This window comes from Luminiphilus syltensis NOR5-1B, from assembly GCF_000158175.1.
GTDB lineage: Bacteria > Pseudomonadota > Gammaproteobacteria > Pseudomonadales > Halieaceae > Luminiphilus > Luminiphilus syltensis.
Genome location: NZ_DS999411.1, coordinates 2,921,093 through 2,946,799 on the forward strand (window position 1 = coordinate 2,921,093; position 25,707 = coordinate 2,946,799).

Sequence of the window (25,707 nt, forward strand, 5' to 3'; positions counted from 1 at the left end):
TGTGCTTACCGCCACCTTTAATCGACAACCCTCCCCCCCAGTTGCCGCATTGAATCGGGCACCCAAACCGGGGCCAGAGGGTCGGTGGATAGAGCTTCAATATCGGGCTTAGCCGAAGACAACAGTCCGACGGGCAACAGGGCAACAGGATTGCCCTCCCACTCGATAAGCGGCAGTTGATCCCTCCACCAGGGCGGCACGGCACGCTCCTGCAGCAGCTTGCGAATGCTTCGCCGCCGACCTCCCGGAACCCTGACGCGCTCGCCGGGCCCTGGCAGCCTTGTCGACAGTCGCGTACCCGCGGGAATACCCAGGGGATCGCTCCTCCATTCCAGTCGGCCCACGGGTGTTTTTACGATTTGCCCGGCGACCAGTTGCCTGGGCAGCGCTATGTCAACCGAACTCGCGTGCCAGTAAATCACCCCGCGCCAGCTCTCCAGCACCGTTGGCCCCAGGGCTAAGCGCGGCTGACGATCTGCTCTGGCAAACATCGCCTGCCGCGCAAACTCTACCAGCCGACGCTGATCCGGCACCGAGAGCCCCTCAGTCGCCAGCCAGTGATGCAGACGGGTCGCCAGGCGTTGCGGATCGGAATCCGTGCGATCAAATGAGATGCCGGGATCGCCCATCAACCCGACCTCAATGTGGAGCCCCTCCTCCTCCAGCCAGGTGACCATCAGGTTCTGGGTAGCCGCTGCGCGACTCAAGGTAGCCCGATAACCGGGCCATCGCTGCTCAATCACCGGCAAAACGGCGTGGCGTAGGTAGTTTCGATCAAACCGAAAATCGTCGTTTGACGGATCCTGAACAAAGGACAGTCGAGCATCACGGCAAAAATTGAGCAGTTCCAGGCGGCCGATATCGAGCAGTGGCCGAACCACCTTACCTCGCGTCAGGGAGCGCTCGGCCGGAATGCCCCGAAGACCTCGGGGTCCGCTGCCACGCAGCAGCCGATACAGCACCGTCTCCACCTGATCATCAAGATGGTGCGCCTGAAACAGGGCTTCACCCTGCCCAACCGCATCATCAAAGGCGCGATAGCGCGCCTCCCGTGCACGCACCTCGATGGCCGATGACTCGTCGCCCAGGGTCACGCGGGTCAGCGTGAGCGGTATATTGCGCGCTTCACAGAAACGCTCACAGAATTGAGCCCACTGGTCCGCTTCGGCTGCGAGACCATGGTGGACGTGGAGCGCACGTAACGGCGGGGTCTTGCGAAGGCGGCACCACTGATAAAGCAGTTCGAGAAGGGCAACGCTGTCTGCGCCACCGGACAGGGCGACCCACCATGCCGGGGCCGAAAGCTGCGCCTGCAGCGCTGGCTCTATACGCTGCAGTAGCGGGTTTTCCCCGTTAGTTTCCGTAGGACATTAAGCGCTGATAGCGCGCCTCAAGCATGGCCTCCATCTCCATATCGCAGAGCCGGTCGACCTGGTCGACCAGATGTGCGCGGATACGATCGGCCATCACATCGGCATTGCGGTGAGCGCCACCCAGCGGCTCCTCGATGGTGGCATCGATAATCCCCAATTCAAGCAGTTGCGACGACGTCACTCCCATTGCCGCGGCGGCGTCGGGCGCATTCTCCGAACTCTTCCAGATAATATTGGCGCAGCCCTCGGGAGAGATCACGAAATAGGTGGAGTACTGCAGCATCGCCAGGTGGTCCCCCACACCGATACCCAATGCGCCGCCAGAAGACCCCTCACCGATAACCACACACACAATGGGCGTGCGTAAACTGGACATGACCGCCAGATTCTGCGCGATGGCCTCGGAGATACCGCGCTCCTCGGAATCGATCCCCGGATAGGCCCCTGGCGTGTCGATTAAGGTAATTACGGGCATTGTGTAGCGCTCGGCCAACTGCATCAGTCGCAGTGCCTTTCGGTAGCCCTCGGGTTTTGGCATGCCAAAGTTTCGGCGTACCTTGTCCTTGATGGCACGTCCCTTTTCCTGACCGATAACCATCACAGGACGCCCGTCCAAACGTGCCACACCACCCACAATTGCCTTGTCATCACCAAAGTGGCGATCACCGTGCAACTCGTCAAACTCAGTAAAGAGCCGTGGGATGTAATCCATCGAATAAGGCCGCAGCGGGTGGCGCGCGACCCGGACAATGTCCCAGGGGCTCAGATTGGAATAGATCTTTCGCGTCAGCTCTTCGTTCTTCTTCTGCAACTGACTGACTTCATCATCCAGATTGACATCAGAATCGGTACTGACGTTACCCAACTCTCGAATCTTGACTTCGAGTTCGGCGATGGGCTGTTCAAAGTCCAGATAATTGGGGTTCATGTCCGCGGTGGCATCCTGTCGATAGTGGCGATGGTCACAGTCTACAAAAGCGGCGCGCCAATAGCTATGAGGCGGTGACCCGTGAATCACTTTACGCTACGCTGCACCGCTGTCGATAACATCCAGTATCCCGATGCAACTCATCCTGGCACCAATGGAAGGTGTAATAGACGCGGTCATGCGAGACCTTCTGACCCGCATCGGAGGTTATAACCGCTGCGTCACAGAGTTTGTCCGAGTGTCCCAAACCGTGTTGCCGAAACGGGTTTTCTACCGCCTCGCACCGGAGCTCCTGGGGGATGGAAAAACTGCCGCGGGCATACCTGTTTACGTGCAACTACTCGGGTCTGACCCTGCGCTCATGGCAGACAACGCGGCGGTAGCCGCGCGCCTTGGCGCACCGGGTATCGATCTCAATTTTGGCTGCCCCGCAAAAACCGTCAACAAATCTTCCGGTGGCGCCATTCTGCTGCGACAGCCCCAGCGGATTGCTGCGATCTGTACGGCGGTCCGGGCAACTGTGCCTGCGTCGATACCTGTCACGGCCAAGATCCGCCTGGGCTACGCTGATGACGACGGTTTCGAAGATGTGGTTGATGCCGTCGCCGACTCGGGCGTCAGTGAAATCACCATACATGCACGGACTCGCGAACAAGGCTATCGGCCCCCCGCCTATTGGGACCGAATTGCAGACGCGGTGAACCGATCATCGATCCCCGTTATTGCCAATGGGGAATTGTGGTCCCCCGCAGACGTCGATCGATGCGCTGCTGTCACCGGGTGCGATCGGTTTATGCTCGCCAGGGGGGCGCTGTGTCGACCCGACCTCGGGCTAGCTATCCGGGCCCGGATCGAAGCCCTCGACTACCCGGTACTCCAATGGACCGATATCGAAGCGTTACTACTGGAATTCCTGACAACGAATGCCCATCGTTACTCCGAACGGCACGCGGTCAATCCGGTCAAGCAGTGGCTCATGTACCTGAAACACCATTACCCACAAGCTGCCGCCCTGTTTGAGCGGGTCAAGCGTATCAAGGACCCCGCGGAAATGGACGCGTCGCTTCGCGCGCCGGTGCTCGCCGGGGTTGCCTGATCCGTGAGCCCCGGGGACAACGCGCTTTGAACACAAGCCCGGTATCTGATCTTTTTGGTCATCCGCGGGGCCTGTACATTTGTTTCGCGACCGAAATGTGGGAGCGCTTTTCCTTCTATGGAATGAAATACCTGCTCCTGCTCTACCTGACCAAATACCATCTGTTGAGCGATATCGACGGGCTCGCCGTTCTCGGTAGCTATGCCTCATTGGTCTACGGCATGCCGGTTATCGGCGGGCTGATTGCCGATCGCTATCTCGGCGTCCGCAAGGCGGTTGTCCTCGGTGGTACGTTCCTGGTGATGGGACACATCGGGATGGCTTTCGAGGGACATCCGGCCATTGCGTCCACAGGGGGTGTCCAACGCGACGAGGGCGCTTTACAACTACTTTTCCTCTCGCTGGCGCTTATTGTCGTGGGCGTGGGCTTTTTGAAGCCCAATATCTCTGCGGTTGTCGGTAAGCTTTATGCAACCAATGACCCGCGAAGAGACGCGGGCTTCACGATTTTTTACATGGGTATTAACACCGGCGCTTTCGTCGCCACTCTGTTGTGTGGCTGGCTCGGTGAGACCTATGGTTGGCGATACGGCTTCGGCGCTGCCGGTGTCGGCATGCTGCTGGGCCTGGTGATTTTTCTTTGGGGCCAGCGTTTTCTGGAGGGGCACGGCAACCCACCCTATCCACAAGAGATCCGCACGCGTTTCGGGCCTATAACACTGGAGCAGTGGCTTTACGTGGCGTCCGTGGTTGCAGTCATCCTGGTCTGGCAACTGATTCAGTTCAATGCAGCGGTAGGTGCCGCGCTCAATATCGTCTCCGTGGGTATTCTGGGGTGGCTTGTCTGGTTCCTCGCACGCCGCTGCGATAAGCAAGCTCGCGGGCGCATGATTGCACTGGTGATTCTGATTGTTTTTTCCGTGGTCTTCTGGAGTCTGTTTGAGCAGGCGGCGGGGTCGATGACCCTCTATGCTGACCGAGTGACCGACCGCACGCTGTTTGGCGTAACCTTTACGGCGTCTCAGTTCGGCGCGGCGGGGGCCCTCTTCATCATTCTACTCGCGCCCGCATTCGCCCTGTTGTGGACCCGCCTCGGTGCGCGACACCGGGAGCCATCGACACCGATCAAGTTTGCCCTGGGTATTGCACAGGCGGGTCTCGGGTTTGGTGCGCTTCTCGTCGGGGCTCACTTCCCCGATGAGGCGGGTCGAGTTTCTGCGTGGTGGCTTATTCTCGCCTATTTGCTGCACACCACCGGCGAACTGTGTCTCAGCCCGGTTGGACTGTCGGCAGTGACCAAGCTCGCTGTCCCGTCAGTTGTCGGGATTATGATGGGCACCTGGTTTCTTGCGACCGCCTACTCGTCGTGGGTCGCTGCCAGGCTGGCGCAGCTGACCAGCGGCCGCGCTGGTCAGGGTATTGTCAGCCAGCTTGAAGGGTTCAATACCCTGTTTGGCCACCTGATGCTTGCCGGGTTGATTGCGGCAGCAATCCTGTTTCTGGCTACCCCGCTTCTTCGGCGACTGATGGCTGGGGTTCGATAGCAGCACCGCTCTTGGTGCTCATAAAGCGCTGTTTCAGGCCAATGAATCCGCGTTTCATATCCCATCCGGCCATGTAGAGCGCCGGCACCATCAACAGGCTGACAAACAGCGCGAAAAACACACCAAAGGCGAGAGACAAGACCGCCGGTTTAAGGAATTGCGCGTTGGTCGATCGCTCCGCCATCATCGGTATAAGCCCTACGAACGTGGTTACCGTGGTTAGCAGGATCGGGCGGAAACGATTCACCGCCGCATCCATCACCGCATCAAGGGGTTTTAAACCGTCGTCTTCTCGCCGGCGAATGTAATCAACCAGAACGAGATTGTCGTTAACGACCACGCCGGCCGCGGCACCAATTCCAAAGTAGGAGAATAGCGCCATCGGGAGATCGAACAGAAAATGTCCGAATACGGCGCCCATAAAGCCGTAGGGAATGGCTGTCATGATCAGCAGCGGCAACGAGTAGGACTTGAATGCCACCGCAATGAGCGCATACATCGCGAACAATGCAACGACATATAACGCAAAAATCTCTGAGAAAAACTCCTGCTCAGACTCCTGCGATCCGCCCTTCAACACCTGAAGTCCGGGATAACGATCGAGCAGCTGGGGAACAAAATCCTCGTTCACCGATCGGGAAATTTCCTGCACACTGTCGGGTTCAACATTGGCTCGCACTGTAACAATCCGATCACCGTTACGCCGACGAATCTGTTGTACGCCCTCACCCACCGCCACATCAACTACCGACAATAAAGGCACCGACCGCCCATCCGAGAGGCGGATCATGAGATCGCTCAGCGAATGCAGATCACGCCGGGTCTCATCGGGATAACGCACCATCACGCGGACGTCACCGAACTCCCGGGGCAGCCGCTGAACCTCCTCACCGTAATAGGCCTGGCGGACCTGCTGGGAAACGTCGGCGAGTGTCATACCGAGTTTCTCAGCACCGGGCAACAAACGAAAGTGCAATTCGCTGACCGCCCCACGCTGGTCATCGCGCACAAAGTAAACATCGTCATAGGTTCGAAAATGGCTCTGCAGCATCGCGCTGGCGGATTTTAGCGTGTCAAAATCATCGTGCTGGAGCAGTAGCGTTACGTCCGCCGTATCGTCGTTGATGGTGTAGCGAATACGAACCTCGTCCGCGTCAGGAATCTCACCCATTAGCTCCTGAAAACGCTCGGCGGTCTCCCTGGCACTCAAGTCCCGAACTTCGGGTGGTGCCAGCTCGACAATCGCCATCACGGTGCCGCGCTCGGCACTGGTGAACCAGCCTCTGATGATCTCACCACTGCCCTCTCCCGACGCCTCAGCCTCGGCCTCTACCTGTTCAACGAGTCGTCGCTCAGCCGATTGGAGTTGACGAAGCACCTGGAGCGACCGTTCGTAGGGTGCGCCCGTCGGCATGGTCACATTGACAAAAATAGACTCGTTTTCTACCTGCGGAGAAAAGTAGAAACGAACCCAACCGCTATTGAAGAGGCCAAGGGCAATCACAAAGCCCGTTATGAAAATAGCGATCGTGGTGTAGCGATGGACAAGTATTCGTCGCAGGAATGGCTGATACACCGTTTCGGCGAAGCGCACAATCGAGTGTGCAAAATCCTGCTGGCGCTTGGCCAGGCCGCGTAAATTATGTCTCGGTTCAACATGGCGCAAGTGCGCGGGCAAAATGCAAAACGCTTCGATCAGCGAAATGATCAGCGCGAGGGTAATCACAATCGACAGCTGTCGTGTTATCTGAGCCTCGACGCCACTGAGAAAAAGCCAGGGTGAAAAAGCGACGATAGTGGTAAGCACCGCAAAAATAACGGGGCGACTCACCGCCAGGGTACCTATAACCGCCGCCTGTTCGCCGGGCATGCCGCTGTGCGCGTGGTGATGCACACTTTCGCCAACCACAATGGCGTCGTCAACGACGATGCCCAGAACGAGCAAGAATGCAAAGGTCGAAATAACATTGAGTGACACGTCGTTGGCAGGAAGCAGTGCGAAGGTTCCAACAAACGCAATGCCAATACCTGCGGTCACCCAGATCGCGACCTTGGGCCTGAGGGTTAAGATCAGCACCAAAAATACCAGCGCCAAACCCATCAGCGAAGAGCGTGTGATCAGCTCCATTCGCGAACTGTAAATGTCGGCGGTATCAAACCAGAGCGACAGCTCCACCGAATCAGGTAAGGTTTTCTGACGCTCCGAGATCCACTCTTTGATAGTCTCGCTCGACTTCATGACCTGCATGTTGTCGAGTGCCCTTACATCCAGAACGATTCCCGGAGTACCATTAAAGCTCGCGTAAACCTCATCCTGCTGAAATCCATCGATGACCGTCGCAATATCGCCGACTCTGATCACCGCGCCCTCAGGGTCCTGACGTACCACGATTTGCTCGAAGTCATCTTCATTGTCCGCCAGGTTAAGCGCTCGAAGCTGGATATCGCCGGTTGGCGTTCTTACCGATCCCGACGATACATTGAGCGAACTATCGCGAATGGCATCGGCAACCTCACTGAACGTCAGGTCATAACTGCGCATGGCGCGTTCTGACAACTCAATGGTCACCTCCTCCGTGCGGCCACCCCACATTTCTACCTTAGAGGTATAGGGCAGTGCTGCGACTTCCTCGCGCAGATCTTCCGCGAGTCGCGACAGGGCGCGCTCACCAATATCTCCGGATATCGAGATATAAATCATATCGTTGCGCCATTCGGTGCGCCTGACCCGGGGATTTTCGATGTCGCGGGGGAAGGAATTGATGGAATCAACCGCGCCCTTTACTTCGTTGACGAAGCCGTTGATATCGACGCCAGGGAGTGTTTCGACCTCGACATAGGCGCTGCCCTCGCTTGCCGTGGAATTAAATCGGTAAACCTGGCTGATATCCTCCAGTGATTCCTCAATGCGCTGCAGAACCTGTTGCTCCACCTCCTGAGGTGAGGCCCCTGGCCAGATTACATTGATCGATACCCGATCGGGCGCAATCGCGGGAAAGGCTTCCTTTTCGATATTGATAAGGCCGAGCACTCCCGATAGGAGAATGCCGAGCATGAGCAAATTGGCCGCGACCGGGTTACGTACCCACCAGGCAATCAATCCCTGCATAAAAGCCCCTTAACCCTTCTGTCCAAGGAAACTCTCGTCTCCTACCGGCTGCTCCTCAGAGTCGCTAATCAACTCGAGCTTCATACCGGGAATCGCATTGCGGATGGCCGAGGTGACAATCATCTCTCCAGCCAATACCCCGTCCTCGAGTATCGCGCCCTCGCTATTAAGATAAACCACGGATGCATCACGTATCTCCAGTCGACCTTCCTTGTTCAGGACGTAAACCTGATCTCCGGCACGCAAGCCTGCGGCGGGTATACGTATCGCATCCTCCACCATACGACCCGCGATGCGGGCATCAACAAAAAGGCCAATGGCCAGCGGCATATCAGAGGCCGCGCCTCCTGCATCATAGGGTTTATCAACTTCGGCGGTGGCAAAAACAGTCCGTGTGGTCGGGTCGATAAACGCATCCAAACGTCTCACCCATCCTGTCCAGTGGTGGGTCTCACCGGCGACCCTGGCACTGAAATCAACCGGGAATCCGTCTTCAGAATCCCCAGCGCTGAAACCAATGGGCACGCCCAGGGCGGCGAGCTGGCTATCGGTCATGGGTAATCGCACCTCCACCCGATCGGTGCCGAACGCGGTACCGACTCGCGTCCCGGCTGTCACAAATTGCCCGAGATCAACTTCGGTACTGGCAATCCGCCCCGCGAAGGGGAGCGACAATCGGGTGCGCTCAAGGTTGGTTTGCGCCAGTGAAAGCGCTGCCTCCGCGGCCTTCAGGGAGGCGCGGGCCTGGGCAACCTGCGGCTTCTTCAGAGCCAGTGGACTGGGGTTGGATTGTCCAGCGAGTTGTTTGCGCGCCACGTCGGCATCCGCCAGCGCCTGCTCCAACTCGACCTGAGCCCCGGCAAGGCGGGCCTTGGCCTCATCGAGAGCGAGGACAAAGTCGGTGTCCTCAATACTCAGCAAAGGCTCTTCCGGGAGGAACCGGCCGCCCTCGATAAATTCCGGCGAGACCGAGACAACACGCCCGCTTACCTGCGCAACCAGTTCCGCCGAAAAACGTGGACGAACGTTACCTTGAGTTTCGACCGTAAGCTGCGCGACTTCAGCCACCGCGGGGGTGACAAAGACCGCGGTTCCCCTAAGCTCGGCGCCCTTCTCCTCCGGAACTGGCTTTGTCGCCTGCAATGCCAGGTAAATACCAGCGCCTGCGCACAACACCAAACCGGGTAGTGCCAGTCGTTTTAAAAGGTTGGTCATTACTACTCCCCGTTTCAACACCAAAACCACTGGGCCTTCTGGCCAAACCCTCCCGCGGCGGGCTTCGGTATTTTTAAGTGCGGTAGAATATCAGGGAATCCTTGATTCAGGGCGGGGCGGCGAACAATTACCGACGGCGCGTCGCGGCAAACCCCAGAAACTACGGAGCACAGTGTGGCCGCTAATCAGCAGAGAAAATTCGATATCGTCCTGTTTGGGGCCACCGGCTTTACCGGGGGGCTTGTCGCTGAGTACTTGAGTCATCAGGACGAGACGGTGAGCTGGGCTATCGCCGGTCGCTCCAAAGAAAAGCTGGAAACCGTGCGCAACGCGCTGGGGCTTAAGGATTTACCCCTGATTGTCGCCGACAGTGGCGATCCATCGGCGATGCGCGAGCTCGCTGACAGCACCCGGGTCATTTGCACCACGGTAGGGCCCTATGCCCTGTATGGCAGTGAACTGGTCAAAGCCTGCGCCGAAATGGGGACCCATTACTGCGACTTGTGCGGCGAGGTACCCTGGATGGCACAGCTATTCGCGCCGCTAAATGCTGCGGCACAGCAGTCCGGCGCCAGAATTGTTCACTGTTGCGGTTTCGATTCCATTCCCTCCGATCTGTCAGTCATGGTTGCCCAGCAGACAATGTACGAAAGACACGGCGTCCACGCCCGCGCGATAAGGGGGCGCATGGGACGCTCGAAAGGGACCGCCAGTGGCGGTACCGTAGCCAGCATGATGAACGTAATGGACCAGGCAAAAACAGATACCAGCGCCAGAAAAGCGGTCCGCGACCCGTACTCGCTTTACCCGCCAGGCGCCAAACCGGGACCCGATCGCAGCGACCAAATGACGCCGCGTTGGGATGACAAATTTGACAGTTGGACCGGACCGTTCGTCATGGCCATGATCAATGCTCGTATCGTCCGTCGTTCCAACGCTCTGGCGGGTTTTCCCTACGGCGAGGATTTTCAGTACGACGAAGCTCAGCTGTGTAAAACCCGAGGCCGGGCGGTGATTCTTGCCAGCGCTCTCGGGGCCTTTTTTGCTGCCGCCAGTTTCAAACCAGCGCGCGGGCTTCTCGAGCGGTTTCTCCCCGCACCGGGTGAAGGGCCTGGGCCGAAAGCGCGCGAAACGGGCTTTTTCGAGTTCTTCGCCCATGCGCAACATCCGGAAGATCCCGAAAAAGACGTTCGCATTAAGGTGTTCGGGAAACGTGATCCGGGCTACGGTGCCACATCCAGAATGTTGGCGCAGGCGGCACTTTGCCTCGCCAACGACGAAAGCCCGGTAGGTGGTGGTGTATGGACACCGGCTACAGCACTGGGGAATAACTTTGTTCGTCGCCTCGCTGGCGTCAACGTTACCTTTGAGGCGGTCGATCTCGCCTGAGACAGATCACTGCACCAGGCGAAAGGCGTGCCCGGGACCCTCAGTTCAGGGGTTCGTAATTGAATTTCTGACCACCAATAGAAGCCTCGAACATCAGGCCACCCTTGGCAATCGTAAACACCGCCATACCCTTTCGGTAACCCGCGTGTCCCAATTTCGCATCGTTCTTGCCGCCAGAGAGCGAAGATGCCGCACCACCACCTGTGGTTGCTTCGGCCGACGCGCCGGCCGTCAGAGCGACGGCGTTGGCCTGCGCACCAAACTCGAAATTACCTGAGGTAAATGCTGTAAATGCACTGTTATTCTCAAAAAATATAATCTGACTGAACGCCTGCCCGCCCGCTTGAAAACCGATTGAGACCTGGCCGACGTCGGCGGAGCCCACCATTACCCCCTGCCGGAACACGCGACCCTCTCCGTAGGCGCCACCGATACCAAAACCGCCCTTGGCGATAGTCGGAAAAACCGCATAACCGAATGCCGTATTCACGTATTCACGGGCGCCGGCTTTTGCAAAGCGCTCGACGATCTCCTCGTAAGACTCCTCGGCCATCGAGGGTATGGCCAACAGTACGAGACTGGTGACACACAAAGAGCGAAGTATTGATTTCATCGTATTTCCTTTTTCGATGGTTTTGCGCGGTAGCGCCTATGATTGATACAAAGACTGGGGGGTTTGACAGCGTTTTTTCCGTTAGTTCACCCCCCAGGGACGCGCGAATACTACATCAACGAACCCGGTTGGACATCACCAGGGAATGGGCTTTCCCGCCCAGTCGAGAAATTTCAGGTCGGCTGACGGCGCCGTGGCATCCAACTCCTCCAGCAGTCGCTGCGCCACGAAATCAGGCTCGAAAAGCTTCTCGCTGGCAACACTGCCCTGAAAAGGCTTGGACAAACCCGTATCGACCGTACCCGGGTGGAAGGCGATGATGGCCGCCTGCTTATTGCCGCGATACAGTTCAATGGCGGCGCTCCGCAACATCATATTGAGCGCGGCCTTGCTGGCCCGATAGCTGTACCACCCGCCGAGATTGTTATCGCCAATGCTGCCCACTCGAGCCGAAAAGGCCACCACGCGGGGGTGCGGCGCCTTTTTCAAGTGCGGCGCAAAAGCGGCCAACCACTGCATAGGAAGCACCGCATTGACCGCCAATACCTTTGACATGACCCCCGCCTCGAGTTCCCGCATCGATCGCTCAGGGCGAAAATCCTCGCCATGCAGGACACCATTGCAGATAATCAGACGCTGCAGAAAACCCGGAGCCGCCATAATGGAGCTTACGACGCTGGCGATCTGTTCCGGAGAATTATCGCAGACATGGTGAACCCCCTCTGCCACCGGAGCCCGATCGCGACGGGACACCGTATGTACCCGGTCTCCACGCTGACGGGAACGCTCGGCAATCGCTGCCGCTATCGCACTGCTGGCGCCGACGATAACGACTTTGGGGGGATCAGCTTGTGTCATCTAACAGTCTCCTTAACAGGCGCAGTGCCATCGACGCTCTTCCGGTAACATCCACAAAGGCAACAAATAGTGACGTTTTCTCCTTTTCGAAAAAAGCGCGCGCTGCCACACTCCGCGGTTTAGCCCACTGGCGATCCCGATGACTGAATTTCGCTCTCTGTTCGCACTGCTGCTCTCGACGGCCCTGCTGGTAACCGGTCACGGGCTCCACTACACACTACTGCCCCTCAGGGCGGCAGAAAATGGCTTCAGCGCCACACAAATCGGATTGACGGGTTCGGTGTATTTTGCAGGCTTTATGACCGGTTGTTTTATCAATCCGCATATTATCGCCCGGGTCGGTCATATACGGTGTTTTGCGGCCCTGGTCGCGCTGTTCCTGGCCTCAATGCTGCTGCTCGATGTCTTTACCCAGTGGTGGCTATGGCTGGTGCTGCGCTTCGTTATTGGCGTGATGATGTGTGGCGCCTACACCGTGATTGAAAGCTGGCTCACCGACCAGACGCCGATGAGCGCAAGGGGTCGGGTGCTCGCTATTTATACCTTCCTGGCACTTTCGGCGATGGTCGCCGGACAGTTACTCGTCAACCTGGCACCGATCAGTTCCTCAACGCCCTTCATCATCCTCGGTATTATCCTCGCGCTGTCAATCGTCCCCGTGAGCCTGACGCGGTCTCTCGCCCCCGCACCGATTTCGAGAACCCGACTAAGCTTTATGCTGCTCTATCGCCGTTCCCGTACCGCGTTTGCCGGGGGACTGGTTTCGGGTCTGGTCATGGGAAGTTTCTGGAGTCTCGGCGCCGTTTATGCGCTGAACATGTCGGGCGAGTCATCCTTTGCCCCGCTATTCATTACGGCCTGTGTTGCAGGGGGCGCGCTGGGACAATACCCGATCGGTGTTTTCTCCGATCGTATTGATCGCCGCTACATACTGGCGGCGCTGTGTCTGCTCACAGCGGCTTCGAGTCTCCTGCTGGCGTTCCAGGATTCGAAGTTCTGGTTGATTGCCTTTGCCGGTTGTTTTGGAGCGAGCGCCAACGCGTTATACCCCCTTTCCCTGGCGAAAGCATCGGATAATTCCGAACGGGATGAGTTTGTACTGATTGGTTCTTCCGTGCTGCTGCTGCATGCATTGGGCGCCGCTCTGGCCCCCTTGGCGGTTGGTCCCCTGATGAATCAATTCGGTCCACAGGCGCTGTTTTCAAGCTTGAGCATCCTCAGTGTACTGTTTGGACTGTATATTGTTCTGCAGCCGAGGTCTGAAACCGCGGTCGCGGCAGCGGTCCAGGGATCATTTATCGCGGTCGGTGTAGAAACGGTTCCCGCGAGCTTCGAGATCGATCCGCGTAGCACCGAAGACATGTCCCACCCCATCGAAGCCGCGCATGAGCCGCTCTCGACTTACGATGCCGCAGAAGTGGCTGAGGAGAATGTCGACGTTAGTGCACCCGAGATTGCAGAAAGAGCCAGGGAAACCGATTTTCGATAACCCCCATAACTGTCGGCGCAGGCAGGAATAGGAGTACTCCAGTAGTGACACGTTCTTCATCAGGCACCTCCAGTGCTGCATTTATTGGTCTTGGGGTCATGGGCGCTCCCATGGCGGGTCACCTTCAAAACGGCGGTGTTGCTACCCGGGTATTCAATCGAACCGCCGACAAGGCAAGGCGGTGGTCTGAGCGCCACGGAGGTAGTACCGCAGGGACTCCGGAAGCAGCGGTGGTCGGTGCGGATTTTATTTTTCTTTGTGTCGGCAACGATGACGATGTGCGTAGTGTGATGTACGGAGAGCATGGGGTACTCGCAGGTGCAAAGTCGGGTGCGACCGTTATCGATCACACCACAGCCTCTGCCGAGCTTGCGCGGGAACTGGCCAACGCCTGTGCACAACAGGGGGTGGAGTTCATGGATGCGCCGGTCTCGGGAGGTGAAGCCGGTGCGGTTAATGGTCAGCTTACTGTCATGTGCGGCGGGGATACGGCCGTCTATGAGCGGACAGAACCCGTCATGGCCCATTACGCCAAATCGATGCGACTAATGGGTGCAGCGGGTGCGGGCCAGCTCACCAAGATGGTCAACCAGATCTGCATCGCCGGCGTTTTGCAGGGTTTAAGCGAAGGCCTGCATTTCGCGGAGGCCGCAGGTTTAGACATCGAGCAGGTGGTCGCTGCGATTTCCCAGGGCGCCGCACAGTCCTGGCAGATGGACAATCGCCATCGCACCATGGCCGCGGGCAAGTTCGATTTTGGTTTCGCGGTCGACTGGATGCGTAAGGACCTCGATATTGCGTTGAAAACCGCACGAGAGATCAACGCGACCTTGCCGTTAACCGCGCTGGTCGATCAATTTTATGCCGACATACAGGGGAACGGCGGCGGACGCCTCGATACGTCGAGCCTGATCACACGGCTGCGCAAGCCGGATACGTCCGGGGATAAACAATCTCAATGAGCATCAGCGAGGAAGAGCCCTTCTGGAGCACGAAGGGCCTCGATGAACTCTCGACTGCGGAGTGGGAATCCCTGTGCGACGGCTGCGCCAAGTGCTGCCTGCACAAGCTCGAGGACGAGGACAGCCGCGTCGTGCATTACACCCGGGTCGCCTGTCGCCTGCTGGATATCGAACGAGGTCGCTGTACCGATTACGCTGACCGCACCAGGCAGGTCAGCGATTGCGTTAACCTGCGTGAACTCGACTTCGCGTTGTTTGTTTGGCTACCTGAAACCTGTGCCTATCGGCGCGTGCATGAGGGAAGGCCCCTTCCCGACTGGCACCCGCTGATCAGCGGCGACTCCAGCGGGGCTCAAGCGCAGCTGGACTCGGTCCGAAACCTTGCCATTCCCGAGTCGGCGGCTGATCTCGACAATCTGGAAGAGGAGATCATCCAGTGGATATCTCCCGCGGGGCAAAAAGCCGACCCCCAGGCGTAGTCAGTATTGCGCTTCCGGGACGTTAACGACCATTCCATCCATCGCGTCCGTAATCGTGATCTGGCAGGCGAGACGACTGTTGTCGTTGGGTTCGAGCGCGCACTCAATCATCGACTTTTCCATATCGTTGGGCTCACCCGCAACCGCGGTCCAGGCGTCATCGATATAGCAGTGGCAGGTCGCACACGCGCAGGAGCCACCACATTCAGCGACAATGCCATCGACACCGTTGTTGATCGCGGCGAGCATTACACTGCTGCCAACCTCGCCCTCTGCTTCGATCTCAGATCCGTCGGCATTGATAAACTTGATTGTCGGCATGGCAAAGAGTTCCTGATTCCGTTTAATGAAAGATTAGTGGGTCGCCGTATGGTTGCACGACGGTGGTTATTTACTCTGATTATCCCGCATTGGACCACCGCAGCGGGGGGGTCAACCACCCGCTGTCGAGGAGCCGAGAGGCCTCCAGTCGCAGCCGGCGTTAACGTGGCTGCATTCTAATACCACCATCCATACGAATGCACTCGCCATTGATGTAATCGTTGTCAATGATTGACGCCACCAACTTGCCGATTTCCTCGGGCTTGCCCAGTCGCTTGGGATAAAGCACTGACTTTTCGAGTGCTTCGACATACTCCGGGCTCAAGGTAGAAAACAATGGCGTATTGATCAGGCCCGGCGCTATGGCATTGACGCGAATGCCCAGGGGTTGCAGATCCCGGGCAATCGGCAGGGTCATTCCGACGATACCGCCTTTTGACGCCGAGTATGCCGCCTGTCCCACCTGCCCCTCGAAGGCGGCAACCGAGGCCGTATTGATAATAACGCCACGACCTCCATCGTCATTGAAGGGCTCATTGTCAGCCATGATCTCAGCGCAGAGCCGCAATACATTGAACGTTCCCGTCAAGTTGACCGCGATCACTTTTTCCCACCCCGCCAACGGGAAGGCGCCATCCCGACCGACGGTTTTAGACGCCACACTGATCCCGGCACAGTTTACACAGACATGGATCCCGCCAAACTTCGCGACTCCTTGTGCCAACCCCTCCTTCACCGAGTCTTCATCAACCACATTGACCGGCAGGGCCAGGCAGTTATCGGCACCCAACTCGTCAATCATGGCCTGACCCGCTTTCTCGTTCAGGTCAAAAATAATCAGCCGACCACCATCAGCCGCGATTCTGCGTGCGATCGCCTGACCAATACCGGAGGCGCCCCCGGTCACGACTGCCGTCTTTCCCTTAACGTCCATAAACTTCACCACGTATTGATACATAAGCAAAAAGTGGCGCAAGTATCCGGGATCCCAGGAAACCAGCGCAACCGTATTACCCGTCCCGCTGCCTCACTTTCGTAATCCCTCCGAGCCTTTTTCTGCCGGGGGCAGGCCCGCAGTAACTGCACCGACAGCGAAGGAGCTGCGCGCCGCCAGCAGCTGCAGGGAGACAGCGGCAGCAACGGGACGTCGCGCGGTTTACCCCGCCCAGAATGGCGATTTATCGAGCCCTGGGTATCAAACGACGACGAATCGGGAACACGACCGATTGCGCGTGCACGGCGATAATCACGCGCTGACAGCGCTGGGTAATCGAGGGATGGCCGGGACGGTTAGCAACCGTGATTTCCGTTAAAGGGCTCGATCAGTCGATCGACTCCAGCAGATCCTGTGTCACGGCCACGAGGCGATCGATGAGTTCCTCAACCATTCGATCATTATCGAGGTAGGGGTTCATAATGACCATGCGCACGACGGTCAGTTGGCTGGCATCGATCGCCCCCGACCAACCCGCCACCATCTCGGTGACGAGCGCGCGGTAATTATCGGTACCCAAGGCCGTTTGCGTTACCGAAAAATCGCGACAGGCTCGAAACGCCTGGGTTAGAGCGACCGCGCGATGATTCACCGAAGCAAGACTTTCGCCCTCCCGTGCCACCGTAAAACAAGCAATATTACTGTCGCTTGCCGGCACCATGCGGATGTCATCGATGCTCTCGGCCAGAGCGGTAAAGAACCGCCCCGTCAGCTCGATATTGCGATTGAGGATTGCGCCATGACCCGCAGCGGTCAGCGGCAGCACCTTCGCACTCAATAGCACAGCGCCGGCGCCGGTGGCCGCACGGGAGCCCTCAAGCGTTGTCGACCAGGTCGGGTAATCGGGATTCTCCGTTTTTACCAGATACGGCGCCTCGATACTCGATACCGCGTAGTTTCTGGCGTTGGGCACCAGGAAAGCTCCGCAGGCGTAGGGAACAAACCCCAGCTTATGCGGATCCAGGGTGATTGAGTCAATGTCAGGCAAACTTTGCAGCGCGGTTTGCGCGGGCTTACCCAGAGCGGAACTGCCATCACGGAAGGTGCTGCAGAGATAACCGCCGTAAGCGGCGTCCACATGGTGCCAAATGTGTAGGCCCTCCCGCTCTCTGTACTCGGCCAATATCCCGGCGATCTCATCCAGCGGGTCTATCATGCCGAGCTCGGTGGAACCGGCAACAGACACCACCATCAAAATCGGGCGCCCCTCGGCTCGGGCACGTTCGATATTTGCCCGCAGTGCTGCCGGCTTTACACGCCCCTCGCGGTCGAGTTCCGTGGCCCAGATGGCGCTTTCACTCAATCCGAAGACATTGGCGCATTTCGGCCAGGAATAATGCTTATTTCCCGGGACCATCACCACAGGCTCGGGGAATTCAATCCCCAACTCATCGCGATAAAAACGCGCCGTGCTCCAGGTGCCCTGCAACACCCAGCTGCGACTGCGCAGCATCTCTTCGCTGATATTGAAATCGGATTGCGCCTTGTGAAATGCGTCCCAACCCATATGCGCATGATCAAACAGCGTCGCTTCAGAGGCGTCTTTCTCGAGCAGGTAGGCGCCCATCGCCAGCCAGTGATCAAGACGATAGCGGGCGCGCCAGAAGCCTTCAAAATTGGCGACCGTTCCCCCGGAAGTGAAATGCCCACAGGCGGGCTCAACCGGAAATCCAACCAACTCCGCCAGGATATTTATCGCGGCAATCTCTATGTGGGAACCCGCTGCGGCAGCCTCTCGCGAAGCCAGATTCGGATTCTCCAGGAGCACCGCCATATGACCCATCAAGGCCGGGATTGAGGTATCGGAGATCATGTGGCCCAGATACCGTGGGCTGAACGTGGGGATCTCCTGTTCAAGGGTAGCAAGCAGCTCGTTAAGGGCAGCCTGCTGCTCCTCCGCCGACACTCCCTCCCCGGGGCTCCAGAGCGGATCCTCGGTGAACAATTGCCGGCGCCGGTGCACAAGTGCATCGAACATCTGTGACCACAGCGCATTGAACTCTTCAGAGAATTCGGCTTTGGGACCGACGAAAAGCGGCTGCTTACCCTTGATCGCTGTCACGTGTTGCAACTCCTATGGTCGAAATAACTACCGGTGCAATTTGAAGTGATGGTCGAACCCGGCCACATCAGATCATCCCTCACACATGCTACATTGTACCGATATAAAACCCCGAAAAACGTAACGCTCGAGTACAGTTGCCAGTATGGAATTCTCGCTTCACGCCAATCGCCTCAGCCACGAGAGCGGGACTGTTCAATTAATGGAAGATCTGGAGGTGGCCCGTCAATTCGAGGGCCCGGTGAGCATGCTCGGTGGCGGCAACCCGGCACATATCGACGCCGTTGAGCAACGGTTCCGCGAACAGATGCAGCACATCGCCAATGACCAGACGACCTTCGCCCGAATGGTCGGCGACTATGATGCGCCCAAGGGTAATTCCCGCTTCATCACCCTGCTCGCTGATATGCTCAACCGGCAATTTGACTGGGGACTCACCCCCGACAACATAGCCATCACCAACGGCAGCCAAAGCAGCTTTGGTCTTATTTTCAACCTGCTCGCCGGTGATTTTCCAGACGGTAACTTCAGGCCCGTATTACTCCCGATTACTCCCGAATATGTGGGCTATGCAGATGTCGGAATCGCCAGTCAGCCCCTCTTTGAGGGGCATCGCCCCACCATTGAGCGCCTGCCGGACCAGATGTTCAAATACCGAATCGATCTCTCCTCGCTGCACATCGATAAACGCTACGGTGCCGTTTGTGTTTCACGTCCGACGAATCCGACCGGCAATGTCATTACCGATGCCGAGCTGGATAGCCTCTCAAAGCGTTGTGAACAACACCGCGTTCCCCTGATCATAGACGGTGCCTACGGGCTACCCTTTCCTGGTATCCTGTTCAAAGCGGCGAAACCCCGCTGGAATACCAACACCGTGCTCTGCCTGAGCTTGTCCAAACTCGGGCTCGCGGGTCTGCGAACCGGCATCGTCATCGCCGACACACCGTTGATCGAACTGATACGTAACGGCAACGCCATTAACGCCCTGGCGCCCAGTCGCGTGGGTCCTGAGCTTATTGCACCGCTGCTGCCGAACGACGAATTGCTGACGCTTTGCCGAGACCATATACGCCCGTTCTACGAGACGCGGTCAGCGTGGGCGATTGATCGAGTAAAACACCATCTGGGACACCTCCCCATCCGCATCCATCAATCGGAGGGCGCCATTTTCCTCTGGATTTGGTTTGAGGACCTTCCCGTCACCAGCGACACCCTGTATCGGTCGCTTGCCCAACAGGGGGTTTTCGTCCTCTCCGGACACCACTTCTTCCCGGGACTACAGGACGACTGGCGCCACCGCCACCAGTGCATCCGGATCAATTTTGCGGCACCGGAATCGAGCCTGGAGCGGGGCCTTGGCATCATTGCCCAAACCGTTGCCGCGCTTTATCCCTGATTGGCATCACCACTCAGGTAGGCTCCGAGGACAATTGTTTTTGACATCATGCCGACAAAGCCTGAGAGTCGTTGCCATCTGATGACCGATAACCCGTATGTCGACCACCGTTCTACTGACCCTGGGACGCTTTCCCAAAGCGCTATCACTCGCAAGAGCCTTGCATCGCGGTGGCTTCAGAGTTGTTGTGGCGGACCCCTTTCGCTGGCATCTGTGCCAGGTCTCCAACTGCGTCAGTAAGAGCTACCGGGTCACCGCACCCAATACCGACCGCGCGAAATACATCGACGACCTGTTGCGCATCGTAGACGTTGAAGCCGTCGACCTTGTTATCCCCGTATCCGAAGAAGTCGTCAGTACCGTCGAAATCAGCGATCACCTACCAGCTTCTACGCAATTGCTTAGTGGCGACAAGGCTGTTGTGGACGCACTGCATGACAAGCAGCGCTTTGGCGCGCGTGCCGTAGCACTCGGACTACCCACCCCTGCAACCTGGCTGTCCAACGATCGAGAGGCCCAGGCGTTTACACGGAGCAACGCGTTCATCACCAAGCCCCTTAACGGCTGCTCCGGGATTGGCTTCAAGTGGCACGCCGCGGGAGAGACTCCGGTTGAGGTCGGCCCCGACACACTGCTACAGCAAGCCATAGAGGGCACAACCATAAGCACGCTCTCACTGATACATCGCGGCAAGGTTATCGGCACCACCGTCTACGAGGGCTTGGTCTATGCCGGCACCGTAGCCATCGCCTTTGAACGGAAGTCCGCGATGACCGCCGTGCTCGAATGGGTGAACGCCTACTGCGAGCATCTCGATTACACCGGCTTTATTGCCTTCGATTTTATTGTCGACTCGCAACACACCGCCTGGGGAATCGAATGTAATCCGCGCCTGACCAGTGGCATTCACTTTTTTGATCCCGACAGTCTCGCCAACGGAATTGGCGCGTTGTGCCACGCTGACACGGCTATTGAGGCTTCCAGAGGATCACACTGTCAATGGGGCTACAGCGTATTGACCGAGGCGTACCGCCACATTTTTAATCCGGCACGCTTCCGTGCACACCTTTCGGCACTTTTCCGGTCCCGGGATGTGGTCTGGGACTTCAGGGACCCGCTGCCTTTTTTACTGATGACGCCACTCTCGTGGGAGATCCTCTGGCCCGCCATAACCACGGATATGAGCCTTGGCGAGGCGAGTCAGCGAGACATCGCGGCGCTGTGGAGCCCCCAACACCCAAAAAGCGATAATCAGGATCCTTCATGACGCGCGATCCGACAGTTGATTTGCTGCGCCGGGCGGGTGGTCAGCCTCGCTGCCGGTCGGACCTGCAGCGCGGGATCCACGGCAAAATCAAAACTACGGATCAGCTCGGCAATAATCAGAATCCCCTCGGTTTGCGCAAAGCCCGCACCGACACAGGTATGCGGACCCGCACCGAAGGGAATGTAGGCGCCAGGCGTCAACCCATCCTCGTTCTCCGGAAGAAAACGTTCGGGTATAAAGCAGTGGGGATTCTGCCAGTGGGCGTCATGACGATGCAGCGTCCAGGGCGCGATCATGACCAGAGCCCCCCGCTTGATGCGTCGACCACCGATTTCTGTGGCCTTGAGGGCAACTCTGGGAAGAAAGGTAATGGGTGGATACAGGCGCAACGTCTCACGAAACACAGCACGGACCAGCGGGAGCTGTTTGGTGTGTTCGAAGCTGATATCGCCGTCGCCGACGACCGCTGCTATTTCAGCGCGAAGCTGCTGCACCCGAGCCGGCTGACGGGCGAGAATATAAAATACCCAGGTCAGCACACTGGCCGTGGTTTCATGGCCTGCCAGAAAAAAGACGCCCAACTGATCGATCAATTCCTCCCGGGTAAACGCGAGCCCATCGTCTTTATCCCGGGCGGCAATCACGGCGCTGGCAATATCGTTGAAGTCGGCGCCTGGCTCCAGGTGGGGGTCAATCAGCGATCCCAGATGAGATCGAATACGAGCGCAGGCGGACAGGACGCCTGGCGGCTGCGGCGCCTCGCTCCAGGCCGGCTGAAAAATAAGACGGAAAATATCGACCTGAGCCACCGAGCGCTCGAACTCGGTGAAATCCTCGAAGACTTCCCGCGCGACGTTGGAATCAAGGGAGGTCGAAAATACCGTGCGACAGATGATGTCCGCGGTCAGGTGACTCATTGTCATATCCAGCGAAATCGATTCCCCGTCGCGGGCAGCGCCATCGAGTGTCGAAACATGGTCGCGCACCGCCTCGCCCATGGCAGAGAAAGCGTGGGTGATTCGCATCAGCGAAAAAGCCGGGTCGATCATCGCTCGCTGGCGACGCCACCTGTCACCGTCCGTGACGAAAATCGATTGGCCAATCAGCGGCTCCAGGGCATTGACCATCAAGTCACTTTTCGGAAAAACTCCGTCGGGGTCCTTCAGGATGTGGCGAATATCGTCGGGGCGATTGAAAAGCACCGTGGAACGGCGCGAGTAGCCGAGATTGCCCACCGCAAATCGATAGGCAGCGGCCGGCAGGAGTTCAAGAAGATTGCCATCACCACGCCAGATAACCCTGAGCAACGACGGCAAAGCCGGCATCGGTTTGGGATGCGGCGGTCTGTAAAAATCATCAGTCATGGGCGATCGCCAGAGCAAGATGCGCCGGAGTATGGAGTGAGTCTGTAATGATGTCGAGCCACCAACTTTTTGAGGTCCTTGTCGCCATCCATATCACCTCAGGAAGCATTGGCTTACTGAGTTTTTGGGTACCCGTTGTCGGTCGCAAGGGCGCGATGACCCATCGGCGCTTCGGCAAACTCTTCATCATCACCATGTTAATCACCGGCACCGTCGCCGTCGGTATCGCGCTCACCACCCTGAGTGACCCGGTCGGTACCCACCCCCACCTGTCCACCCACCCCATTTTTTCGGATAGCGCAATAATCAGCGGTATTTTTGGCTGGATGATGCTCTACCTGGCGGTACTCACGATCAACCTGAGCTGGCATGGATGGCTGGTCATCAGACACCGACGCGAACCGCAAATGAACCGTGCCTGGCACAATTTGCTGTCGCAGTTGGTATTGACCCTCGTGGCGATCAACTGCGCCTGGCAAGGCTGGTTGATCGAGCAACCGCTGATGATTGGAATATCGATGGTCGGCTTTGCCACGGTGGCAACCAACCTCTGGTACCTCTACCGAATCCCGCAGACGCCGGTAAACCGCCTGCGTGAACATATCAAGGCGCTGGTGGGTGCGGGCATCTCGGTCTACACCGCCTTCTTTGCCTTCGGCGCGGTGCGCCTCATGCCTGAACTCGCGCTCACGCCGGCGCTGTGGGCGGTACCGCTGGTGGTGGGCCTGACGCTTATTTTTTACCACCGCTGGTCCGTGGCACAACAGTTCGCACGATCGGGGAAAGCAGCGTGACCCGTCCACCGCGAGTGGCGGTCATCGGCGCCGGTGCCGGTGGTCTCGCAGCCGCTATCGATCTCTCACGGCAGGGCTGCGCAGTCACCGTCATTGACCGCGCGCCGAAGCCGGGCGGCAAGATGCGCAATCTCGACGTTAACGGCAAACCGATCGCAGCGGGGCCTACGGTCTTTACCATGCGCTGGGTGTTTGATGGCCTGTTCTCCGACGCCGATACTGCGCTTGAGCAGCGTCTCAATCTCAGTGAAGCCTCGGTGCTGGCGAGGCATGCCTGGACCGATGGCGATCGACTTGATCTCCACGCCAGTATTGACGACAGCGTACGTGCAATCGCCGAATTTTCGGGCCCCACCGACGCCAGTGCCTACCGGCGATTTTGTGGCGAAAGCCAGGGTATCTACGACACCCTCAGGGATACCTTCATGGGCGCGCAACGCCCCAATCCGCTATCGCTGACTCATCGCGTGGGTCTAAGCCGCATACACAAATTGCTACAAACCCTACCCCACGTTTCACTGTGGTCGCGGTTGAGTAAGCATTTCGAGGATCCTCGGCTGGTCCAGCTGTTCGCGCGTTACTCAACCTATGTCGGCTCGTCTCCTTTTCAGGCACCTGCCACGCTGATGTTGATCGCTCATGTCGAACAATCCGGTGTCTGGCTTGTGGATGGGGGAATGTCTGCGGTTGCACAAGCCATGGTAACGCTGGCCGAGGAGCGTGGTACCCGACTTCACTTCGGTGACGGTGTCGATGAAATCACCACCGCCAACGGGGCAGTGAACGGTGTCGTGCTCGACAGCGGTGAGACACTCCCTGTAGATGCGGTCGTTTACAACGGCGACTATACGGCCCTCAATCAAAGTCTATTACCCGCCGCAATGCGTAGTAAAATTCCCTCGCGTAAGGTCAATCAACGTGGCCTTTCCGCCATAACCTGGTGTATCGATGGAACCACCCGTGGCTTCCCGATGGCTTTCCACAATGTCCTGTTCGCCGACGATTACCATCGCGAGTTCGGCGATATATTCAATCATCAAAGGATTACCCCGCGCCCCACGGTGTATATCTGCGCTCAGGATCGCAACGGTGGCCCCGCGATTAGTGACAATGAACGAATGCTGATGCTGATTAATGCACCCGCCAATGGCGACACCGAAGCATGGCCCGAATCGGTGCTTGAATCCTGGTACCAACGCGCCTGCGAGCTGTGTGAACAGTGCGGGCTGACCCTCTCAGCCGACCGTCAAAACCGGCTGGCCACCAGTCCGAAGGATTTCCACCAGCGCTTCCCGGCGAGTGGCGGTTCGCTCTACGGCGGCGCCTCCCAGGGTATGTGGTCAAGTTTCTCCCGGCCCGGGGCGCGAGCTCCGATCCGCGGCCTCTATCTCGCGGGGGGAACGGTACATCCCGGACCCGGCGTTCCGATGGCGACATTGTCAGGACGACTGGCCGCCGCTGCGCTAATGGCGGATCAGCTCTGATGCACCGCCGCTGACACTGCGTACCCGGCACACTGGCCCCGGGCGGGATGCGCTAGAGCGCGCCCCAAAACGTGTCCAGCGCCTCAAATGTCGCCTCGGGCAGCTCCCACTGGGGAATCCCCCGGCTCGGCGACACTCGTTTTGCAGACCAGTTTTTATGGTGATCGAGCAACTCCGGTAAACGCTCAAAACCGATGTTCGGATCCTCATCGAACAGCACCAACGCAGGCACCTCGACGCGCCCGTACAAGGCTTCGATGGCCTGCCTGGAAAATAGGCTGAAGGTAAGAAAGGCCAGCGCAGCAAACCGGGCATTGGGTTGTCGGGTGGTCTTCACCGCATAATCAACCAACTCATCGGGCGCACGACCGACAAAGGCCTTGTTCAAAAAGAAACGAACACTCGGTCGAGTGCGAAGCACACTGTAAATACTGGACCCGATGAGCGCTTTGGAGAAGACACGTTTCGCGTTTTCTCCGAACTTATCGCCCGGGGGATTACGCTCACCCAGCCCTGTCGGTGAAATTGCCACCAGGCTGTGGCAGCGTAATCCGTGATCGACGATGGCTCGGGCGACGAATTCCGAGGTCAGTGACAAGGCGATGATATCCGGCGGATCGCCATCCAGCGAATCCACCATGGCCGAGATCGCAGCGCCGAAAAACTCAGCGCTGTAGCCGGTTTGAGGACGATCCGAAATGCCAAACCCGGGCAGATCGAAAGCTACAACGGGCCGTGTGCCGCGATAATGCTCAAACAATGGCCGCATTTCCATGCTGCTCGGAGCAGCATTGATGCTATGCAGCAGTACCAATGGTCGACCGCTCGGGTTATCTTCCCTGTAATATCGGCATTGCGTCGTCGAATTGATCGCGACACTGCCGATATCGGCATCGATCGCCGGTGGTAGCGTTGGCGCGTTCGGGCTTTTATTCAAAATAAGGTCTCCGGAAAGTAACGAAATCAC

At 58.0% G+C, this 25,707-nt stretch carries 21 protein-coding genes; 10 read left to right on the plus strand and 11 right to left on the minus strand.

Going from position 1 to position 25,707, the window contains the following annotated elements; all coding sequences use genetic code 11:
- Positions 1–17: 17 nt before the first annotated feature.
- The gene (gene tilS, locus NOR51B_RS13295) at positions 18–1,337 is read right to left on the minus strand and encodes a tRNA lysidine(34) synthetase TilS (protein ID WP_326544579.1); all 1,320 of its coding nucleotides are present in this window, start codon (positions 1,335–1,337) and stop codon (positions 18–20) included.
- Positions 1,338–1,353: 16 nt separating this feature from the next.
- On the minus strand, positions 1,354–2,301 hold the full coding sequence (gene accA, locus NOR51B_RS13300; RefSeq protein ID WP_009019142.1) for an acetyl-CoA carboxylase carboxyl transferase subunit alpha: 948 nt from the start codon (positions 2,299–2,301) through the stop codon (positions 1,354–1,356).
- A 133-nt stretch (positions 2,302–2,434) separates the two neighbouring features.
- On the opposite strand from accA, the gene NOR51B_RS13305 reads away from it, so the two are divergent.
- Together NOR51B_RS13305 and NOR51B_RS13310 are read left to right on the plus strand one after the other, a co-directional pair.
- Entirely contained in the window at positions 2,435–3,397 is a 963-nt protein-coding gene (locus NOR51B_RS13305; protein WP_009021428.1) for a tRNA dihydrouridine synthase, read from the plus strand.
- Between the two features lie 26 nt (positions 3,398–3,423).
- Positions 3,424–4,941, plus strand: a complete 1,518-nt coding sequence (locus tag NOR51B_RS13310; protein ID WP_040482136.1) for an oligopeptide:H+ symporter — start codon at positions 3,424–3,426, stop codon at positions 4,939–4,941.
- On the opposite strand, the gene NOR51B_RS13315 is transcribed toward NOR51B_RS13310, so the two are convergent.
- On the minus strand, positions 4,901–8,050 hold the full coding sequence (locus NOR51B_RS13315; RefSeq protein WP_009019873.1) for an efflux RND transporter permease subunit: 3,150 nt from the start codon (positions 8,048–8,050) through the stop codon (positions 4,901–4,903). The two genes, NOR51B_RS13310 and NOR51B_RS13315, sit on opposite strands and share 41 nt — an antisense overlap.
- 9 nt (positions 8,051–8,059) lie before the next feature.
- Positions 8,060–9,265: an efflux RND transporter periplasmic adaptor subunit gene (locus tag NOR51B_RS13320; RefSeq protein ID WP_040482137.1), complete on the minus strand. Its 1,206-nt coding sequence runs from the start codon at positions 9,263–9,265 to the stop codon at positions 8,060–8,062.
- A 174-nt stretch (positions 9,266–9,439) separates the two neighbouring features.
- On the opposite strand from NOR51B_RS13320, the gene NOR51B_RS13325 reads away from it, so the two are divergent.
- Positions 9,440–10,654, plus strand: coding sequence for a saccharopine dehydrogenase family protein (locus NOR51B_RS13325; protein WP_009021065.1), 1,215 nt, complete (start codon positions 9,440–9,442; stop codon positions 10,652–10,654).
- A gap of 40 nt (positions 10,655–10,694) precedes the next feature.
- Here NOR51B_RS13325 and NOR51B_RS13330 read toward each other — a convergent pair whose 3' ends face one another.
- Entirely contained in the window at positions 10,695–11,267 is a 573-nt protein-coding gene (locus tag NOR51B_RS13330; RefSeq protein ID WP_009019793.1) for a YSC84-related protein, read from the minus strand.
- Positions 11,268–11,402: 135 nt separating this feature from the next.
- On the minus strand, positions 11,403–12,125 hold the full coding sequence (locus NOR51B_RS13335; RefSeq protein WP_009021252.1) for an SDR family NAD(P)-dependent oxidoreductase: 723 nt from the start codon (positions 12,123–12,125) through the stop codon (positions 11,403–11,405).
- 139 nt (positions 12,126–12,264) lie between these two features.
- On the opposite strand from NOR51B_RS13335, the gene NOR51B_RS13340 reads away from it, so the two are divergent.
- Genes NOR51B_RS13340 through NOR51B_RS13350 form a run of 3 tightly spaced genes read left to right on the plus strand, consistent with a single transcriptional unit; the run spans position 12,265 to position 15,055 of the window.
- On the plus strand, positions 12,265–13,614 hold the full coding sequence (locus tag NOR51B_RS13340; protein ID WP_009021090.1) for an MFS transporter: 1,350 nt from the start codon (positions 12,265–12,267) through the stop codon (positions 13,612–13,614).
- Between the two features lie 44 nt (positions 13,615–13,658).
- Positions 13,659–14,576 (plus strand): NAD(P)-dependent oxidoreductase, encoded by a 918-nt coding sequence (locus NOR51B_RS13345; protein ID WP_009020699.1) that lies wholly within the window; start codon positions 13,659–13,661, stop codon positions 14,574–14,576.
- A complete protein-coding gene (locus NOR51B_RS13350; RefSeq protein ID WP_009019100.1) occupies positions 14,573–15,055 on the plus strand; it encodes a YcgN family cysteine cluster protein in 483 nt (160 codons plus the stop codon). Before NOR51B_RS13345 ends, NOR51B_RS13350 begins: the two co-directional genes overlap by 4 nt.
- On the opposite strand, the gene NOR51B_RS13355 is transcribed toward NOR51B_RS13350, so the two are convergent.
- The 3 genes from NOR51B_RS13355 to NOR51B_RS13365 all read right to left on the minus strand — a co-directional run bounded on the left by NOR51B_RS13355 (position 15,056) and on the right by NOR51B_RS13365 (position 18,432).
- Complete coding sequence (locus tag NOR51B_RS13355; protein WP_040482138.1) at positions 15,056–15,376, minus strand: 2Fe-2S iron-sulfur cluster-binding protein; 321 nt, start codon at positions 15,374–15,376, stop codon at positions 15,056–15,058.
- A 160-nt stretch (positions 15,377–15,536) separates the two neighbouring features.
- On the minus strand, positions 15,537–16,310 hold the full coding sequence (locus tag NOR51B_RS13360) for an SDR family NAD(P)-dependent oxidoreductase (protein WP_040482642.1): 774 nt from the start codon (positions 16,308–16,310) through the stop codon (positions 15,537–15,539).
- A 388-nt stretch (positions 16,311–16,698) separates the two neighbouring features.
- Positions 16,699–18,432, minus strand: a complete 1,734-nt coding sequence (locus tag NOR51B_RS13365; RefSeq protein WP_009021557.1) for a pyridoxal phosphate-dependent decarboxylase family protein — start codon at positions 18,430–18,432, stop codon at positions 16,699–16,701.
- Between the two features lie 145 nt (positions 18,433–18,577).
- On the opposite strand from NOR51B_RS13365, the gene NOR51B_RS13370 reads away from it, so the two are divergent.
- On the plus strand, positions 18,578–19,831 hold the full coding sequence (locus NOR51B_RS13370; RefSeq protein WP_009021432.1) for a valine--pyruvate transaminase: 1,254 nt from the start codon (positions 18,578–18,580) through the stop codon (positions 19,829–19,831).
- A 97-nt stretch (positions 19,832–19,928) separates the two neighbouring features.
- The gene (locus NOR51B_RS13375; RefSeq protein WP_009020854.1) at positions 19,929–21,098 is read left to right on the plus strand and encodes an ATP-grasp domain-containing protein; all 1,170 of its coding nucleotides are present in this window, start codon (positions 19,929–19,931) and stop codon (positions 21,096–21,098) included.
- On the opposite strand, the gene NOR51B_RS13380 is transcribed toward NOR51B_RS13375, so the two are convergent.
- Complete coding sequence (locus NOR51B_RS13380; RefSeq protein ID WP_009021679.1) at positions 21,083–22,462, minus strand: cytochrome P450; 1,380 nt, start codon at positions 22,460–22,462, stop codon at positions 21,083–21,085. The genes NOR51B_RS13375 and NOR51B_RS13380 overlap by 16 nt on opposite strands.
- 47 nt (positions 22,463–22,509) lie before the next feature.
- On the opposite strand from NOR51B_RS13380, the gene NOR51B_RS13385 reads away from it, so the two are divergent.
- Together NOR51B_RS13385 and crtD are read left to right on the plus strand one after the other, a co-directional pair.
- The gene (locus NOR51B_RS13385; protein ID WP_009020391.1) at positions 22,510–23,256 is read left to right on the plus strand and encodes a membrane protein; all 747 of its coding nucleotides are present in this window, start codon (positions 22,510–22,512) and stop codon (positions 23,254–23,256) included.
- Complete coding sequence (gene crtD / locus NOR51B_RS13390; RefSeq protein WP_154647680.1) at positions 23,253–24,740, plus strand: 1-hydroxycarotenoid 3,4-desaturase CrtD; 1,488 nt, start codon at positions 23,253–23,255, stop codon at positions 24,738–24,740. The genes NOR51B_RS13385 and crtD overlap by 4 nt, the downstream gene beginning before the upstream one ends.
- 52 nt (positions 24,741–24,792) lie before the next feature.
- Here the strand turns inward: crtD and NOR51B_RS13395 are convergent, their stop codons facing one another.
- On the minus strand, positions 24,793–25,677 hold the full coding sequence (locus NOR51B_RS13395; protein ID WP_050759494.1) for an alpha/beta fold hydrolase: 885 nt from the start codon (positions 25,675–25,677) through the stop codon (positions 24,793–24,795).
- Positions 25,678–25,707: the final 30 nt, after the last annotated feature.